This is a genomic window from Sphingobium phenoxybenzoativorans, from assembly GCF_018286635.1.
Classification (GTDB): domain Bacteria; phylum Pseudomonadota; class Alphaproteobacteria; order Sphingomonadales; family Sphingomonadaceae; genus Sphingobium; species Sphingobium phenoxybenzoativorans.
Genome location: NZ_CP073910.1, coordinates 1,816,446 through 1,833,389 on the forward strand (window position 1 = coordinate 1,816,446; position 16,944 = coordinate 1,833,389).

Sequence of the window (16,944 nt, forward strand, 5' to 3'; positions counted from 1 at the left end):
TTCACGAGTCCGAATGATCCCCTGACCGGTGGAAAGGACTGTTGATGTGTATCGGATTATTGGCCGATGGCATCAGTTGCGCGGTTTCCGCTTCTGCTGAAGCTGCTGCTCAACGCCGTCTACGCGGGAATTGAGCTGGTCCAGACGGGCCGAATTCTGCTGGGCCTGGCCGGATGCGGACTGCGCTTCGGCCAGAGCCTGCTTCGCCGTGGCGTCCGTGCCCTGCAGACGGGTGTCGAGCGCGTCGATGCGCTGGTTAACCGTGGCGATCTGCTCGTTCACATATCCCTTGGTTGCGCAGCCACTCAGTCCAACGGACCCGATGAGGATCACAGCGACCGGTGCGACTTTTTTGAGCGATAGGAACATTGAACTCTCCTTTTGTGTGATGAACCTGTGTGTGACCGGCAGTCTCAATCCCAGCAACGCGACCGTAACAATCCAATTTTGCCCAGCCGTGGCGGCCGTAAGACGGATGGAGAAGGGGACTTGGCAGGCGGGAAATCATCCACCCAGCACCCGTCGCCTGTGAAGCAGGGACCCCACGCGCCTTGGGCGGATCAATCGTTCTGACAGCGAAAAGTTCCCGCTTTCGCGCGCCTGCCTGTGGGTAAATGATAGGGTATTGATATGGATAGGAAATGTTTCCGCTATCTGGGATCGGCTCTCGTCACCCCTGCGGCGGCGCGGTGCCCCCGACCTCATCGGTGTCCACCTTCTCGCCAATATTCATGCCGTGCCGCATCAGCATCGGGATGTTGGACGCCGCGAATATGAAGGATATCGCCGTCACACCCCATACTTTCAGCGACAGCCATGTATCGAAGCTTAGCGTCGCCCGCATCGCTTCATTCAGTGCCGCCATAAAGACGAAGAAGTAGGCCCAGTTGCGCGACAGCTTTTTCCATCCCTCCTCGGACAATCCATCATAGGCTGCCTGCAGGAGATATTTCAGCAGCGGCTTGCCGCGCAGCAGCCCCGCAAACAGCATCAGCGCGAAGAAGCTGTAGATGATCGTCGGCTTGATCTGGATGAACCGCTCGTCATGGAAATAAATGGTGAGCGACCCGAAGAACAGGACGAGGACCGCAGACAGCCAAAGCATCGGCGAGACCCGGCCAAGCTTCCAGATCGACACGATCACGGCCAGCGCGATGGCCGCCATGAATGCGGCCGTGCCCATGATGACGCCCAGCATCTTGTAGGCGACGAAGAACACCAGCAAAGGCCCGAAATCGAGCGCCAGGCTCAGCGTGCCGGAATGGGCGGGTTTTGTGGAAGCGGACGCTGATGACTGTGGCGTAGGATCGATCATATTATCTCCGTTCGCCCTGAGCGAAGTCGAAGGGGCGGCTGAACGAAGTGAAGCCTTCGCTGCGCTCAGGCGAAGGCTTCGATAAGCTCAGCCCGAACGGAGGTTGAATGATCACCCTCCCTAAAGGCTGGCGGGAATAACCATATTCACCGCGCATAGGCCGTCCCCGCTATCGCCTTCGCCATGTCGCCGGGATCGAAAGGCCGCAGGTCCTCGATCTTCTCGCCGACGCCGATGGCATGGATGGGCAGGCGGTATTTCTCCGCCGCCGCCACCAATATGCCGCCGCGCGCCGTGCCGTCCAGCTTGGTCATGACCAGGCCGGTGACCTTCGCCACATCCTGAAACACTTCGATCTGGCTCAGCGCATTCTGGCCGGTGGTGGCGTCCAGCACCAGCACCACGTCATGTGGCGCTGCCGGGTTGAGGCGGCCCAGCACGCGCCGGATCTTGTCCAGCTCGTCCATCAGCTCGCGTTTGTTCTGCAGCCGCCCGGCCGTGTCGACGATCAGCACGTCGATGCCGGTCTCGGTCGCCTGCTTCACGGCCTCGAACACCACGCCCGCCGCGTCGCCGCCTTCCTTGCCCGATACGATCGGCACGCCCAGCCGCTCGGCCCATATCTTGAGCTGCCCGATGGCGGCGGCGCGGAACGTGTCGCCCGCCGCCAGCATCACGCCATAATCCTGCTCCAGGAACAGGTTGGCGAGCTTGGCGATGGTGGTCGTCTTGCCCGATCCGTTGACGCCGATCACCAGGATGACCTGGGGCCGCGGGAATGCCTCGATCTCCAACTCCCGCGCAACCGGGGCCAGGACCTTCTCAATCTCCTCCGCGATGATCTCGCGCAGATATTCCTCGGTCAGTTCCTTGTTGAACCTGCCCTCGGCCAGCCGCTCGCGGATGCGCACGGCCATGGCGGGTCCAAGGTCGCTGACGATCAGCGCCTCCTCGATCTCGTCGAGCGTCTGGTCGTCGAGCGCCGCCTTGGTGAAAAGGCCGGTCAGATTGTCGCCGAGCCGGTCCGACGTGCGTTTCAGGCCGCCGAACAGCCGTTCGCGCCAGGATGGTGTGGAACTCATGCCGCCTCTTGCGCGATCAGCACGCCATTCTCAAGCGCCACGATGGCCGCTTTGTGGATTTCGGCAGGGCGCATGGGGGACCGGAAGCGCACCGGCGCGAAATTCTCCGCATGGCCGTTCAGCCCGTCGCGCTCCACCAGCACGCTCTGCGTCGATCCGATCAGGCTTTTCAGCCACGTCTCGCGCCGCGCCTCGCAGGCAAGGCGCAGTCTTTTCGCGCGGTCCTTGATGGCGGCGTGCTCCACCTGCGGCATGCGCGCGGCGGGCGTCCCTTCCCGTGGCGAATAGGGGAAGATATGGCCGTGGACGATATCGCATTCCTCGACTAGCTTCAGGCTGTTCTCGAACATCGCCTCCGTTTCGGTAGGGAAACCGGCGATGATGTCCGCGCCGATCGTCACCTCCGGCCGCTTCGCCTTGATCGTCTCGACGATGCGGATGGCGTCGGCGCGGCTGTGGCGGCGCTTCATCCGTTTCAGGATCATGTCGTCGCCCGACTGCAGTGAAAGGTGCAGGTGCGGCATCAGCCGCGGCTCGTTGCAGATCAGGTCGAAAAGCGTGTCGTCAATCTCAACGCTGTCGATCGAGGAAAGGCGCAGCCGGGGCAGGTTGGGAACCTGTTGGAAAATCCGTTGGATAAGGGTTCCAAGTTTTTGATTTCCGGGCAAATCTGGTCCGTAGGATGTGACGTCCACGCCGGTCAGCACGATCTCGCGAAAACCCTGCGACACCATCGCATTCACCGTCGCATTCACGGCCCCCGCAGGCGCAGAGCGGCTGTTCCCCCGGCCGTAGGGAATGATGCAGAAAGTGCAGCGGTGATCGCAGCCATTCTGCACCTCCACAAAGGCCCGCGCATGTTCGGCAAAGGCGCTGGCAAGCTGCGGCGCCGTCTCTCGCACCGCCATGATATCGGAGACTTTTACCTTTTCCGTCATCCCAGCGAAGGTTGGGATCTCAGGAGCCAGGGTGCTGCCGGAGGCAGGAGATCCCAGCTTCCGCTGGGATGATAAATAATGTTCGGCCTCCATCTTCTCCCGGTTGCCCAGCACCTGCGCGACCTCCGGCATCGCCGCGAACATGGCGGGGTCGGTCTGCGCCGCGCACCCCGTCACCACGATCCGCGCGTCCGGCCTTGCCCGGTGCGTCCGCCGGATGGCCTGCCGCGTGCGCCGCACCGCCTCGGCCGTCACAGCGCAGCTATTGATGATGACCAGATCGTCCTGATCCTTGGCAAGCGTGCGTATCGCCTCGCTTTCGGCGATGTTGAGGCGGCAGCCCAGCGTGATGAGGTCCGGCCCGGCCACGCCTAGAACCGCTCCCAGTCGGCCTCGCCGTCAAAGACATGGGTGGCGGGACCGGTCATCAGGATCGATCCGCCCGGCGTCCAGTCGATCATCAGGTCGCCGCCCGGCAGCGATACCGTCACCGGCCCCTTGGCCAGCCCCCGGCGGATCGCCGCGACCGCCGTCGCGCATGCGCCGGTGCCGCAGGCCCGCGTCAACCCGGCGCCGCGCTCCCACACGATCAGGCGGATATGCGAGGGGGAGAGGATTTGCGCGAAATTGACATTGACCCGCTCCGGGAAAATCGGGTCGGTCTCGATCATCGCGCCCAGCCGCGCCGCTTCGTCCATTTCTATCGCGCCGCCGAAAAAGACGACATGCGGATTGCCGATATTGACGGCGGAGGGCGCGTCCAGATGCTCCCACCCGACCGGCATGGTCAGCGTGTCCATCGCATAGGCCAGCGGTATCCGGTCCCATTCGAAATGCGGCTGGCCCATATCGACCACCGCGCCACCTTCGGCCAGACGAGCGTTGAGCAATCCCGCCTTTGTTTCGATCAGGACATCCTGCCCAAGGAACAGCGGGATGCACCGCGTGGCGTTGCCGCACGCCTCTACCTCGCTGCCGTCCGCATTGAATATCCGCATCCGCACGTCGGCGGCGTCCGATGGCTCGATCAGGATGAGCTGGTCGCACCCGATCCCGGCATGCCGGTCGGCAATCGCCTGCGCGCGGCCGGCGGACATGGGCAGGGGGGCTTCACGCGCGTCGATGACGACAAAGTCGTTGCCCAACCCATGCATCTTGGAAAAGCGGCCGTTCATGCCGCGCGATGTAGTGGTGCGCCGCCTTGCTGTCCACAGCGGCCGCACTGTTTTCAGCGGCCGGGCGCTGCGGTTTTCGCCGTGTCCGCCTCATCAGGCAGCGGCAGGGCTTCTTCTTCCGCCGCCAGCATCTTATGCGCGGCCAGTAGCGATCGCGCCGCCTCCACGGTCATCGGCTTGCCGAAATGCCAGCCCTGTCCCTTTGCAAGGCCAAGCGAAAGCAGCCGCTGCTCGATATCCTTGCTCTCTATGCCCTCGGCGGTGACCGGCAGGCCAAGGCTGTCCCCCAGCCGGGTGATCGCCTGCACGATAGCGGCGCTCTCGGCATTACCCATCATCGATGTGACGAAGCTGCGGTCGATCTTGATCCGGTCGAAGGGCAGGGCGCGCAGATGGGCGAGCGAACTGTACCCCGTACCGAAATCGTCGAGCGCCACGCGAATACCCTGATTTTTCAGGCTCGCAATGATCGTCTGGGCCAGGCCCAGATTGTCGTAAAGCGAGGTTTCGGTAATCTCGATCTCCAGCCTGCTCGGCGGGAAACCGGTCTCGGTCAGCAATTTCAGCAATTTCTGGCTCAGCCAGGGATCGCGGAGCTGCGAAGGAGAGATATTGACCGATAATGTGAGTGACGGGTCCCAGTCTCGCGCATCCGTAAAGGCGCGGCGCATCACCGCGAAGGACAGCGATCCGATCATGCCGGTTTCCTCGGCTATCGGAATGAAATCGTCTGGGGCGACAAGGCCCAGCGCGGGGCTTTCCCACCGGGCGAGCATTTCAAAGCCGAGCAGCTTACCGGTGTTCAGGTCCACCTGCTGCTCATAATAGGGAACGAACTCGCCCGCTGCGATGCCCTGCCGCATTCCCGCCTCAACAGCGTTCCGGCGGAAAAGCTCATCCTCCATTGTGCCGGAAAACCAGAAATGCCGGTTACGCCCTGCATTCTTGGCCGCATACATCGCAATGTCCGCCCGGCGCAGCAATGTGTCCATCGTATCGCCGTCGCGATCCGACCGGGCGATGCCAAGCGAAGTGCTGACGCTCAATTCGCCATTCTGGTGCGTGACCGGCTCCTTGATCGCGTTGACCAGCGCGTCGGCCACACTCTCCATCTCGCCGGGTTCGCCCGGTTCGAAGGCGCAGGCGCAGGCGAACTCGTCACCCCCAAGTCGGGCGGAGATGGTTTCTGGCGGCACATGCGCGGTGATCCGTTCTGCAACCGCCTTCAGCATGGTGTCGCCTGCGGCATGGCCATGAATGTCGTTGACGGTCTTGAAATGGTCGAGGTCGAGCATCATCAGGGCGACGGCCTTGCCCTTTATCTGCATGCGGGCGATCAGCGCCGCGCCTTCTTCCTCGAACTTGCGGCGATTATAGAATCCGGTGAGCGGATCGGTGCCGGCCAGTTGCTGCGCCCGTTCTTCGGCTGCCGCGCGGTGCCGGACCTCGATCTTCAGGTCGCGATAGCGGCGATAACCGAACAGGATCAGCGCTACGTTCAGCAGCAGGGCCGTGGTCAGAAGCTGCTCAACCCCGGCGCCCATGCCGGCCAGGCTCTTGATCACGTCGGAAATGGCGCTGCCGCCTGTCGACACGAACAGGATCGTGGCGGCCAGCACAATGCCGCCGGTCAGCACATCATTATGCGCAGTCAGGTAGGGGCGCTTTTCAGCCATTTTCCGGCACTGTCTTTCTTCGCTGCCCTGTCGAGCCTCCTTATCGCGAAGAAGGGTTGAAAAGCGGTAAACCCCGTTTCCTTCCGATGTGCTTGCGCTGGAAAGGAGTCTGCTCTATGGGCGCGGGATCATTGGCGGCCTGTTCGCTGATGTCCTGAATCATCCTTCGGGCCGCAATATGGTCCTCGGATAGGCGCTGGTTGGCGAGGTTTCGCCCACCGGCGCGTTTGTCGTTCAGGGGAAAGTTTGGATTTCTGCCGGGTTTCCGGCGTTTTGAGGTGCTGATGTTCGACTCTCTCAGCGATCGTCTGGGCGGCGTATTCGAAAAACTCCGGGGGCGCGGCGCGCTCACGGAGGATGATGTCCGCGCCGCGATGCGCGAGGTGCGCATCGCCTTGCTGGAGGCGGACGTCGCCCTGCCGGTCGTTCGGGACTTTGTCGATAAGGCTACCGAGCAGGCGGTGGGTCACAATGTCCTGCGCTCGGTCACGCCGGGTCAGCAGGTCGTCAAGATCGTCAGCGATACGCTTACCGAGGTGCTGGGGTCGGAAACGTCCGAGCTTCTGATCGATGTCGCGCCGCCTGCCGTCATCATGATGGTCGGCCTGCAGGGTTCGGGCAAGACCACCAGCACGGCCAAGATCGCCAAGCGGCTTAAGGACAAGAGCCGCAAGAAGGTGCTGATGGCGTCGCTCGACGTCCAGCGCCCGGCTGCGCAGGAACAGCTTGCCGTCCTTGGTACGCAGACCGATGTCGCGACCCTGCCGATCGTGCCGGGCCAGCAGCCGGTCGATATCGCCCGCCGCGCGCTTCAGTCCGCGAAGCTGCAGGGTTTCGACGTCGTCATGCTCGACACCGCAGGCCGCCTGCATGTCGATCAGGCGCTGATGGATGAGATGAAGGCGGTGGCGGAGATCGCCAATCCGCATGAAATCCTGCTCGTCGTCGACTCGCTGACCGGCCAGGATGCCGTCAATGTCGCCAAAAGCTTCACAGAGCAGGTGCCGCTGACCGGCGTTGTGCTTACCCGTATGGACGGCGATGCCCGCGGCGGTGCGGCGCTGTCGATGCGCGCTGTCACTGGCCAGCCCATTAAATTTGCGGGCGTCGGCGAAAAGCTTGACGCGATCGAGCCGTTTCACCCCGGCCGCGTCGCCAACCGCATCCTTGGCATGGGCGACGTCGTCAGCCTGGTCGAGAAGGCGGCGGAGAGCATCGACGCCGAGGAAGCCGACAAGCTCGCCAAGAAAATGGCGAAGGGGCAGTTCGATCTCAACGACCTGCGCTCTCAACTGGCCCAGATGCGCCGGATGGGCGGCCTTGGCGCGCTGGCGGGCATGATCCCTGGCCTCAAGAAAGCGCAGGCGGCGATGGCGTCCAGCGGCGCCAACGACAAGACGCTGATCCATCTCGACGCGATGATCGGGTCGATGACGCCCAAGGAGCGGGAACGGCCCGCGCTCATTAACGCCAAGCGGAAAATCCGCATCGCCAAAGGGTCCGGCACCACGGTCCAGGAGGTCAACCGCCTCCTCAAGATGCACCAGGAAATGGAAACGGCGATGAAGAAGATTCGCAAGATGGGCGGATTGAAGGGGCTGGGCAAGCTTTTCGGAGGCGGCGGCATGGGCGGCCTTCTGGGCGGAGGCAGCGACATGGGCGCTGGTGGAATGGGCGGCGGCCTTCCGGGACTTCCCGGTGGCGGCGGCATGCCCAACCTGCCTCCGGGTTTTGAGAAATTCATGAAGAAATAGATTTCAACATATTGTATTGGTTCAAGAAAGGTAAGGTTAGGTTATATGGCAACTTCCATTCGTCTGTCGCGCGGCGGCTCCAAGAAGCGCCCTTATTACAAGATCGTCGTGACCGACAGCCGCTCGCCCCGCGACGGCAAGTTCATCGAGCGTATCGGCAGCTACAACCCGCTGCTCGCCAAGGGTGACGAGAAGCGCATCATTCTGGACGTCGAGCGCGCGAAGCACTGGATCGCCGTTGGCGCGCAGCCGACCGATCGCGTCGCCCGCTTTCTGGACGCCGCCGGAATCAAGGAGCGCGCCGCCCGCAACAACCCGAACAAGGCTGAGCCGGGTCAGAAGGCCAAGGATCGCGCCGAAGATCGCGCGACGAAGCTGGCCGAGGCCGAGGAGGCTGCAAAGGCCGCTGCCGCGGCTGAGGCGGAAGCTGCCGCTGCTCCGGCCGTTGAAGAAGCCGAGCCTGTAGCTGAGGAAGCTGCGCCTGAGGCCGCTGCCGAAGCGCCCGCCGAAGAAGCCGCGGCTGAAGAAGCGCCGGCTGACGAGAAGGCCGAGGGCTAAGCCTTGCGCGACGCTCCTGTCACGCTTGCCGCTATTATCGGCGCGCACGGCGTGGCGGGGGATGTCCGGCTCAAACTGTTCGGTGATGGCCCGGAAAGTCTGAAGCTCTACAAGAGCCTTGACATTCCGGGCGGTACGTTGACGCTCAAATCGATCCGTCCCGGTCCGAACGGCGCTGTGGCGCGTTTTGCCGAGATCAAGGATCGCACGGCTGCCGAGGGGCTGCGCGGCGTGACGCTTACTGTCCTCCGCAGCGCCCTGCCGCCCCTTGCCGAGGGCGAATATTACCATGTCGACCTGATCGGGCTGCCCTGCGTTTCCAGCGAGGGCGAGGCGCTTGGCTCCATCGTCGCGGTCGAGAATTTCGGCGCGGGCGACATCATCGAAATCGAACGGCCCACCGGCAAGCGTTTCATGGCGCCTATCAAGGCGGCGGAAATCGGCGAAGCGCAGGCGGTGATTGACGCTCTGTTCATCGCATAGTATATACATCTCGTATATACGGAGGCGCGCATGAGCGAGGAATATCGGGCCAAGGTGTTCAAGTCGGGCAACAGCCTTGCCTTGCGCTTGCCCAAGGCGCTCGGTCTTAACGAAGGGGCCGAAATGATGGTGCGCGAGGATCACGGCAAATTTATCTTCGAGCCTATCGACGCGCCTAAGCGCAAGATCGACGTCAGCAAATTCGCGGGGAAGGCGCCTTGGCTTAAGCCGCTGACGCGCAAGGAGCGTGAACTGGACGATGACTCTCCGCGCGTCTGGGATGATCCGGATTGGCAAGGATGGGCGGATAAGGCCTAAGTGCGCTATCTGCTCGACGCCAATGCCGTCATCTTTGCGTTGACGGGTCATCCGCGCGTGCTAGCGCGTTTCGCGGATTGCAATGAGGGCGATCTTGCCCTGTCGGCAATTGCTTTCGCAGAGGTTTCCTTGGGCATCGCGCGTGGCAAGCCACCTTCTCCGGATGTTATGGCCGGTTTTCTGGAGGAGGTGGCCGTCGTCCCATTCGATGAACAAGCTGCGCGCCACTATGCTATGCTTCCCTTCCGGCGAGGCAATTTCGACCGGCTAATCGCCGCCCACGCCCTGTCGCTCGACCTGACCCTGGTCACGAACAACGAAGCCGATTTCGCCGATATCCCCGGCCTCCGAACAGAAAACTGGACCCGATGATGAGCCTTTCCGGCGTTATCCCTTGGCTCTATATGGCGGCCTACATCATCATTGGCTGGCGGCTTTACGTCATTAAATGGCATCGCGGACTGAAGATCGTGTCGGGCGCCGCCATGGTCCTCGCGCCACCGCTGCTGTTTGTGCTTCCCGCGCTACGCAACCCGGCGGGCAATTTCGCCGATCTGCTGATGGCCACGGGCATAGGCATGCTCGTCATGGGCACCCTGTGCCTGCTAGGCGGAGCCGTTGCAGCGCATCTGCGTAACCGACAACGCCGGGCATGACTTTCGCCGCACAAATCCTGACGCTTTACCCGGAGATGTTTCCGGGGCCTCTGGGCGTATCGCTCGCTGGACGCGCTCTGGCCGAGGGGAAATGGTCCTGCAGCCCGATCCAGATCCGCGATTTCGCCACGGACAAGCATAAGTCCGTCGACGACACGCCGGCGGGCGGCGGGGCTGGCATGGTGATGCGGGCGGACATCCTCGCCGCCGCCGTGGATCACGCGATGGCGGCCCAGCCGGGCGCACCGGTGTTCGCCATGACGCCAAGAGGGCGGCCGCTCACCCAGGCCCTTGTCCGCGACATTGTGGCCGGGCCGGGCGTCACGATCCTGTGCGGCCGGTTTGAAGGCATGGACGAGCGTCTGTTCGATGCGCGGCCTGTCGTTCCGCTGTCGATAGGCGACTATATTCTGTCCGGCGGAGAGACCGCGGCGATCGTGCTGCTGGACGCTTGCATAAGGCTGCTTCCCGGTGTAATGGGCGCGCCTTCAAGTGGGGATGTGGAGAGCTTCGAAAGCGGCCTCCTGGAATATCCGCACTATACCCGGCCCAATCTTTGGGAAGGGCGCACGATCCCTGAAGTGTTGCGATCGGGGGATCATGCGAAAATCGCGGCATGGCGGCAACGTCAGGCGGAAGACGATACTCGGCTAAGGCGGCCGGACCTTTGGGAGCGTCACGGGGACGTTCGGGGACAGTCGCCCTCTGGTGCGCAACGGCAGAAGAAGGAAAAGAGGGAATGAACCTCATCCAGCAGATCGAGGCCGAGAATATCGCGGCTCTCGCCAAGGAAATCCCGGACTTTCGCCCCGGTGACACGCTTCGCGTCGGCGTGAAGGTCGTCGAAGGCGAGCGCAGCCGTGTCCAGAATTATGAGGGCGTATGCATCGCGCGCTCCAACAAGGGCATGGGCAGCAATTTCACCGTGCGCAAGATCAGCTTCGGCGAGGGCGTGGAGCGCGTGTTCCCTCTCTATTCGCCGAACATCGACAGCATCACTGTCGTCCGCAAGGGCGTCGTGCGCCGCGCCAAGCTCTATTATCTGCGCGGCCGCACCGGCAAGCGCGCACGTATCGCCGAGCGCCGCGACACCCGCAGCGAGGACTAAGTTTCAGCCTCAAAGGCTAGAAGCACGAAAAAGGGCGCCGGGAGCTGTTTCCGGCGCCCTTCTCGTTCGCTCTGGAGGGGATCAGAGCGAAAGGTCGTATCCGCGGGGGGATAGGGCGGGGTGCGCCACGACATTGCTGGCTGTGCTGGCCGATCCGGCAGGCCGCCGCAGATCATCAGCCGTGCTGAGCAGCCAGTTAAGGGCATGCTGGCCATGATCCCATTCGCCAAGATCAGCGTCCGCTCCGGCCGAGCCAATCTCGCCGCCATCGATGCAATGGCTGCCCCAGAAGCTCGCCAGGCTCTTTGCGCCGGCATAGGTCATCAGCGGGTCGTTGCGGCTTGCGACGACTACGGACGGGAAGGGCAGCAGCAGTTTGGGCGCGGGACCGAACCCGACCATGCGCAAATCTGAACTGGCTGTATCCACGCTGGGCGGCGCAACCAGCAAAGCGCCGGCGACGGGATCGCCATAGAGCGGGCGCTCCAGCGCTGCCCACCAGGCAACAGCAAGGCATGACAGGCCCCGCGCCACCAGAATGACCGGCCCATCGGCCTGACGGATCGCTGCGCCCAGCGATGTCGCCCAAGCGTTGCGGTTTGGCGGATCGGTGCGGCCGAGATCGGCGGGAACGCAATGATCGCGTTCCGCGCTCCAGCGTGCAAGCCAGTCGCCGGGCTTGCCATGATCGGCATCGGCCAGCGTCAGGATGGTGGGATGGGAAGGTCGGGTGTCGAAACGGCGAGTCGTCATGGCGGCACTCCTTCTTCAAAAGATGGAATGCAATAATATGTCTAGTTTTGAAATAGACAATAGGGCGCGTCGATAAATGTGCGATTCTGCGTTCTGTCGAATGCGCCGGACGGTGAACGGTTTGGACTGGCTGGCCGAAGGGCCGCCGCTACAGAATGGGCGGCGCCTTACCGGGGTCGTCGGACACGAAATAATCCACATATTTGTGGAAAAACTGGTTTCCCCGTTCATTCCGGCCGAAGGTGACGAAATTGCGCGCGCCGGATTCCATGCCTTTCTGCACCTGCAGCCCGACGCCATAATCCTCGACATCCACGACATCGCGCAGCCAGTCCATCATGCCCTCGATCGCCTGGGCATCCTCCGCGTCCTTGGGGCCATTGCGGCGGATGAAGATCAGGTTGGTCATGTTCTTGTCGGGCGTAGGCCCCGGAATGAGCTGGGCGACCTGCGTGATTTCCGGCGCGAAGAAGATGCTGACATTGGGAAATATGGTGCGGACGAAATCATAACCTTCATTCTCATGCTCGCCCCATGTCTCGCGCGGGAGGGCGCCCAGCGCTTCCTTGATCCGCACCTGCGGATAGCCGACGCGCAGATGCGGGCCAAAGGCCGTGAAGCTCATGATATTGCTGAAGGTGCGCGGATGGATCGTCTCCGGATGCGCGGCCGCGAAGTGATAGCCTTCCAAATAGCCGTCATAGGCGATCTTCCAGTTCGCGCCGTAGATGCGCCGCGACCCGCAATAATGCCATTTGTCCAGCTCATAGGCTTCCAGATCGTCGAGCATGCCGCCCAGATGCTTGCCGATGTCCATGTCCGCATCGGGGTCCAGGCTCACCCAGATGATGCCGCCGGCCTCGACACAGGGAAGCGGGGTGAGATTATAATTCTCCTTGCAGATCTCGCCGAACTTGCGCGGTTCGGCGACGCCGATCAGCTTGCCATCATTGGCGAAGGTCCAGGCATGATAGGGGCAGGAGAAGCGCTTGGCGTTGCCATGCCCTTCGGGCTTCAGGATCATGCCGCGATGGGAGCAGACATTATACATCGCCGTGACGCTGCCGTCGGTCCGGCGTGTGATCAGGATGGGTTTGCCCATCAGGTCCATCGCCTTGTAATCGCCCGGATTGGGCATTTCGGCGGTGAGGGCGGCAAGCAACGGAAGCTTCAGGAATATCTCCGACATTTCCCGCGCGAAATAGGCGGTGTCGGTATAGGCGCTGGCCGGAACGTCCATCGTGCCATCGGCGCAATCGGTTGTGCCATTCTCGACGAATTCCAGCATCTTGGCGGCTTCGTCGCCGATCGTGTCGTGATAGCCCATCTCTCGCTCGCTCTCTTCCTTAGAGGCAGACTACCGTCTTGCCTGTCGTCCTGCCGCTCATCAGCCTGATCAGCGCATCCGGCGCGGAGTGCAGGCCCTGGCTGATATTCTCCAGCGGGCGCAGCTCTCCCGCCGCTACCCACGCACCAATACGCCGCTGCGCCTCGCCCAGAAACTCCGGATGGTCATAGGTCAGGAAACCGCGCATCGTTGCCCGCTTGACCAGCAACTGCCACAGGTTGCGGATGGGATATTGCTCGTCGGCATTATTGTAATTGGCGATCATGCCACACACCACGACCCGGCCATGCTGGGCCAGATGGGGCAGCACCGCGTCCAGTATCTCGCCGCCAACATTGTCGAAATAGACGTCGATGCCTTGGGGCGCGGCGGCCGCCAGTTTCTCGTCCAGGCTGCCGGGGGCCTTGTAATCGACAACCGCATCGAAACCGAGATCGCGGCACAGCGCCGCCTTCTCCTCCGACCCGGTAATGGCAATCGTCCGGCAGCCCATCAGGCGCGCGATCTGTCCGGCGACATTGCCCACCGCGCCGGCCGCTGCGCTTATCGCTACCGTTTCGCCAGGCTTGATCATGCCGATCGCGAACAATCCGACATAAGCGGTCAGGCCCGACGGCCCTAGCGTCCCCATATGCAGCGACAATTGCGACCGATCGCTGATGTCGCACTTCTCCAGACCCAGCGCGTCCGCGCCGAGCAGGCTATATTCCTCCCATCCGGCAAGCGCCCGCACCACGTCGCCCGGTGCATAGCCCTTTATCCGGCTTTCCACGACCTCGCCCAGCGCCATGCCGCGCACAACCTCGCCCAGCGCTACAGGCGGCAGATAGCTTGGCCTGTCGTCCAGGAAGCCGCGGATTGCCGCATCGATGGCGAACACCCGGTTGCGCACGAGCATCTCCCCTTCGCCAACCGTCGGCATGGGCGCGCGATCCTCCGCGAAATCGGCCTGCGCGGGCAACCCCGATGGCCTTCTCGCCAATATGATCCTGCGGTTGATGCTCTCCATGACGCTTCCGATAGTATATATGCCGCCGGACAGCGCCAACCTGGCCGCCCTTGCCGTCGCGGATGATAGGGACGGAGCCTATCCGCCCGCCCTGTCATTACCGCTAGGTGAGGTTCGCGGGCCATTGGAATGCCTGACGCAATCCATAGGTCATGGCGGCATCATCTTTCCGCTAGGATGGCGAAAAGGCATAGGAGACTCGATAGATGGCCGAGAGCGATCCCAAGATCAAAGCACCCCCGCAGATCACTGGCGAACCGCTGCCGCGTTGCCCCGGCACTTCCTATCGCGACCTGGCGCTCGCGGACACCAATGAGGTGCCGGAGTTTCTCTACCAGGACGTCTATGAGAATCTGGGGTCTGAGCCCATTCCCGCCACGCGCTATACCGATCCCACTTTCTTTGAACTTGAGAAGGAGAAGATGTGGCCGAAAGTGTGGCAGTTTGCCGCGCGTGAGGAGGAACTGCCGGAACCGGGCGACTATGTCGTTTATGAGAATGTCGGCAAGTCCTTCATCCTGATGCGGCAGGAGGATGGCTCCATCAAGGCCTTCTACAATGTCTGTCTGCATCGCGGCCGCAAGCTGAAGCTGGAGGACGGCTGGACGGCGGAGCTGCAATGCCCCTTCCATGGCTTCACCTGGAACAATGACGGGTCGCTCAAGAATATTCCGTGCCGCTGGGATTTCTCGCACCTGTCGGATCAGAAAATGCAGTTGCCGGAGGTCTCGGTCGGCCGCTGGGGCGGCTATATTTTTATCCGCGAGGCGAAGGAGGGGCCGACGATCGAGGAATTCCTCGCGCCCATGCCGGAACATTTCAAGCGGTGGAAGCATGAGGAGTGCGCCACTGCCCTCTGGGTGGGCAAGGTGATCCCGGCCAACTGGAAGGTGGTGATGGAGGCTTTCATGGAAAGCTGGCACACCGTCGTCACCCATCCGCAACTGCTGCCGTTCACCGGCGACGCCAACTCGATGTATAATATCTATGGCGACCATGTGAACCTGACGGTCACGCCCTTCGGCACCATGTCCCCCCATATCGACCCGGAGGGCAAGGAGCAGCAATGGATCGTCGACGAGTTCGTCAAATATAATGGCCGCTCGTCTGACAATTACGAAGATAAGGAAGCGGCGGCAGGCGGCTTTGCCGTCACGGTGCCCGAAGGCGTCACCGCCCGCGCGGCGCTGGGCGAAAGCCTGCGCGAAACCACCACCCGCATGTTCGGCCATGACGTCAGCTTCGCGTCGGACAGTGAGATGATGGATGCGCTACTGTATAACGCTTTCCCTAACTGGAGCCCCTGGGCGGGGTTCCAGCCGAACATCGTCTATCGCTGGCGGCCATGGCATGATGTCGACCATTGCTTGATGGAGGTCCGCATCCTCACCCGCGTCCCTCCGGGGCAGGAAGCGCCGAAAGCGCCCGCCATGCATTTCCTGACCGATGACGAGAAATGGACGGCCGCGACCGAGATCGGCATTCTGGGCGACGTGTTCGAGCAGGATATGGAAAATCTGCCCTTCGTGCAGCAGGGGCTGAAAAGCTCTGCGAATGGCGAGGTGCAACTGGCCAATTATCAGGAAATCCAGATCCGCCAGTTCCAGAATACGCTCATGAAATATATCGAAGCCTGAGAAGCCGCATGCGCCAGATGACATTGGCGGACCGCCCCCTTGGGCGGCCCGTCGCGCACAGCGACTTTGCGATGGTCGATGGACCTACGCCAGAGGTAGGGCCGGGCGACATGCTGCTGGCCGTGCGCTGGCTGGGGTTCGAACCGGCGCAGAAGGGCTGGATGGAGAATTTCGGCGGTTATGTCGCGCCAATGGAGATTGGCGACGTCATGCGCGGCATGGGCGTTGCGGAGGTCGTCGAAAGCCGCGACGGCAAATGGCCCGAAGGTACGATGGTCACGGGCATGACGGGCTGGACCGAATATCTGGTCAGCGACGGGACGGGATTCGACGTGTGCCATCCGGGCTTGCCGCCAGAGGCGATGCTGGGCGTGCTTGGCATTCCGGGCCTTACCGCCTGGGTCGGCATGCATGGGATCGGCAAGCCGGTCGCCGGGGATATTGTCGTTGTTTCAGGCGCGGCGGGCGCGACCGGTTCCGTGGCTGGCCAGCTTGCCAGGATCGCGGGCGCTTATGTGATCGGCATTGCTGGCGGTCCGGAAAAATGCCGCTGGCTCGTGGAGGAGGCGGGCTTCGACGCCGCCATCGACTATAAGGCCGGGGACGTCTCCAAGCAGCTCAAGGCGCTTGCGCCCAAAGGCATAGACGTCATCTATGACAATGTCGGCGGCGAGATATTGGACGCCATGCTGGCCCGCATCGCGATTGGCGCGCGGGTGGTGCTCTGCGGCGGCATCAGCCGCTACGAGCAGGGCGGGAAGATCGCTGGACCCGCCAATTATTTCAATCTCGTCCTCCGCCGCGCCCGGATGGAGGGCTTCATCGTGCTTGACCATGAAAGCGAATGGTCCGCTATCCGCGAGCGGCTGGCCGCTCTGGTGCTTGCCGGAAAACTGAAATGGCAGGCCGATGTGCTGGAGGGTCTGGAAAACGCTCCCGCCGGTCTCGCCCGCCTGTTCGACGGATCGAACCGGGGCAAACAGGTGCTGCGGCTTTAGTTCTGTTTGAAGTGTAGCGTGCTCCTGCGAAAGCAGGAGCCCAGTTCCGAGCGTGGGTCTGGGCTCCTGCTTTCGCAGGAGCACGTTGTGTTTGTTTGCCTGTTAGCGCACGCTTTGGCCATTCGGCCGAACTCCT

At 62.4% G+C, this 16,944-nt stretch carries 19 protein-coding genes; 10 read left to right on the forward strand and 9 right to left on the reverse strand.

Features of this window, described 5'->3' with window-relative positions:
- Positions 1-72 precede the first annotated feature (72 nt).
- The 6 genes from KFK14_RS08760 to KFK14_RS08785 all read right to left on the reverse strand — a co-directional run bounded on the left by KFK14_RS08760 (position 73) and on the right by KFK14_RS08785 (position 6,186).
- Entirely contained in the window at positions 73-369 is a 297-nt protein-coding gene (locus tag KFK14_RS08760) for a hypothetical protein (RefSeq protein ID WP_212610604.1), read from the reverse strand.
- Between the two features lie 301 nt (positions 370-670).
- On the reverse strand, positions 671-1,315 hold the full coding sequence (ispZ, locus tag KFK14_RS08765) for a septation protein IspZ (RefSeq protein WP_212610605.1): 645 nt from the start codon (positions 1,313-1,315) through the stop codon (positions 671-673).
- Positions 1,316-1,461: 146 nt separating this feature from the next.
- Complete coding sequence (ftsY, locus tag KFK14_RS08770; protein WP_212610606.1) at positions 1,462-2,397, reverse strand: signal recognition particle-docking protein FtsY; 936 nt, start codon at positions 2,395-2,397, stop codon at positions 1,462-1,464.
- Complete coding sequence (gene mtaB / locus KFK14_RS08775; RefSeq protein ID WP_212610607.1) at positions 2,394-3,704, reverse strand: tRNA (N(6)-L-threonylcarbamoyladenosine(37)-C(2))-methylthiotransferase MtaB; 1,311 nt, start codon at positions 3,702-3,704, stop codon at positions 2,394-2,396. Before mtaB ends, ftsY begins: the two co-directional genes overlap by 4 nt.
- 2 nt (positions 3,705-3,706) lie before the next feature.
- Complete coding sequence (gene dapF / locus KFK14_RS08780; RefSeq protein ID WP_212610608.1) at positions 3,707-4,510, reverse strand: diaminopimelate epimerase; 804 nt, start codon at positions 4,508-4,510, stop codon at positions 3,707-3,709.
- Positions 4,511-4,563: 53 nt separating this feature from the next.
- The gene (locus tag KFK14_RS08785) at positions 4,564-6,186 is read right to left on the reverse strand and encodes a putative bifunctional diguanylate cyclase/phosphodiesterase (RefSeq protein ID WP_212610609.1); all 1,623 of its coding nucleotides are present in this window, start codon (positions 6,184-6,186) and stop codon (positions 4,564-4,566) included.
- 284 nt (positions 6,187-6,470) lie between these two features.
- On the opposite strand from KFK14_RS08785, the gene ffh reads away from it, so the two are divergent.
- The 8 genes from ffh to rplS are packed head-to-tail and all read left to right on the forward strand — an operon-like array spanning position 6,471 to position 11,063.
- Entirely contained in the window at positions 6,471-7,940 is a 1,470-nt protein-coding gene (gene ffh / locus KFK14_RS08790) for a signal recognition particle protein (protein WP_212610610.1), read from the forward strand.
- Between the two features lie 45 nt (positions 7,941-7,985).
- Positions 7,986-8,498, forward strand: coding sequence for a 30S ribosomal protein S16 (gene rpsP, locus KFK14_RS08795; protein ID WP_070150963.1), 513 nt, complete (start codon positions 7,986-7,988; stop codon positions 8,496-8,498).
- Positions 8,499-8,501: 3 nt separating this feature from the next.
- Positions 8,502-8,981 carry a ribosome maturation factor RimM gene (rimM, locus tag KFK14_RS08800; protein ID WP_212610611.1) on the forward strand — a complete coding sequence of 160 codons (480 nt, stop codon included), beginning with the start codon at positions 8,502-8,504 and terminating at the stop codon, positions 8,979-8,981.
- A gap of 30 nt (positions 8,982-9,011) precedes the next feature.
- Positions 9,012-9,299, forward strand: a complete 288-nt coding sequence (locus KFK14_RS08805; protein ID WP_212610612.1) for an AbrB/MazE/SpoVT family DNA-binding domain-containing protein — start codon at positions 9,012-9,014, stop codon at positions 9,297-9,299.
- Positions 9,300-9,671 carry a type II toxin-antitoxin system VapC family toxin gene (locus KFK14_RS08810; RefSeq protein ID WP_212610613.1) on the forward strand — a complete coding sequence of 124 codons (372 nt, stop codon included), beginning with the start codon at positions 9,300-9,302 and terminating at the stop codon, positions 9,669-9,671.
- A complete protein-coding gene (locus tag KFK14_RS08815; protein WP_212610614.1) occupies positions 9,668-9,955 on the forward strand; it encodes a hypothetical protein in 288 nt (95 codons plus the stop codon). The genes KFK14_RS08810 and KFK14_RS08815 overlap by 4 nt, the downstream gene beginning before the upstream one ends.
- Positions 9,952-10,698, forward strand: coding sequence for a tRNA (guanosine(37)-N1)-methyltransferase TrmD (gene trmD / locus KFK14_RS08820; protein ID WP_212610615.1), 747 nt, complete (start codon positions 9,952-9,954; stop codon positions 10,696-10,698). Before KFK14_RS08815 ends, trmD begins: the two co-directional genes overlap by 4 nt.
- Positions 10,695-11,063: a 50S ribosomal protein L19 gene (gene rplS / locus KFK14_RS08825; protein ID WP_070150973.1), complete on the forward strand. Its 369-nt coding sequence runs from the start codon at positions 10,695-10,697 to the stop codon at positions 11,061-11,063. The genes trmD and rplS overlap by 4 nt, the downstream gene beginning before the upstream one ends.
- Positions 11,064-11,144: 81 nt before the next feature.
- On the opposite strand, the gene KFK14_RS08830 is transcribed toward rplS, so the two are convergent.
- The 3 genes from KFK14_RS08830 to KFK14_RS08840 form a co-directional block, all read right to left on the reverse strand.
- Positions 11,145-11,816, reverse strand: a complete 672-nt coding sequence (locus KFK14_RS08830) for an RBBP9/YdeN family alpha/beta hydrolase (RefSeq protein WP_212610616.1) — start codon at positions 11,814-11,816, stop codon at positions 11,145-11,147.
- A gap of 148 nt (positions 11,817-11,964) precedes the next feature.
- The gene (locus KFK14_RS08835; RefSeq protein WP_212610617.1) at positions 11,965-13,143 is read right to left on the reverse strand and encodes an aromatic ring-hydroxylating oxygenase subunit alpha; all 1,179 of its coding nucleotides are present in this window, start codon (positions 13,141-13,143) and stop codon (positions 11,965-11,967) included.
- Positions 13,144-13,162: 19 nt separating this feature from the next.
- On the reverse strand, positions 13,163-14,173 hold the full coding sequence (locus tag KFK14_RS08840) for an NADP-dependent oxidoreductase (RefSeq protein WP_212610618.1): 1,011 nt from the start codon (positions 14,171-14,173) through the stop codon (positions 13,163-13,165).
- Between the two features lie 206 nt (positions 14,174-14,379).
- Between KFK14_RS08840 and KFK14_RS08845 the strand changes: the two genes are divergently transcribed.
- Both KFK14_RS08845 and KFK14_RS08850 read left to right on the forward strand, forming a co-directional pair.
- Positions 14,380-15,810: an aromatic ring-hydroxylating oxygenase subunit alpha gene (locus KFK14_RS08845; protein ID WP_212610619.1), complete on the forward strand. Its 1,431-nt coding sequence runs from the start codon at positions 14,380-14,382 to the stop codon at positions 15,808-15,810.
- An 8-nt stretch (positions 15,811-15,818) separates the two neighbouring features.
- Positions 15,819-16,808 (forward strand): NADP-dependent oxidoreductase, encoded by a 990-nt coding sequence (locus tag KFK14_RS08850; protein WP_212610620.1) that lies wholly within the window; start codon positions 15,819-15,821, stop codon positions 16,806-16,808.
- Positions 16,809-16,944: the final 136 nt, after the last annotated feature.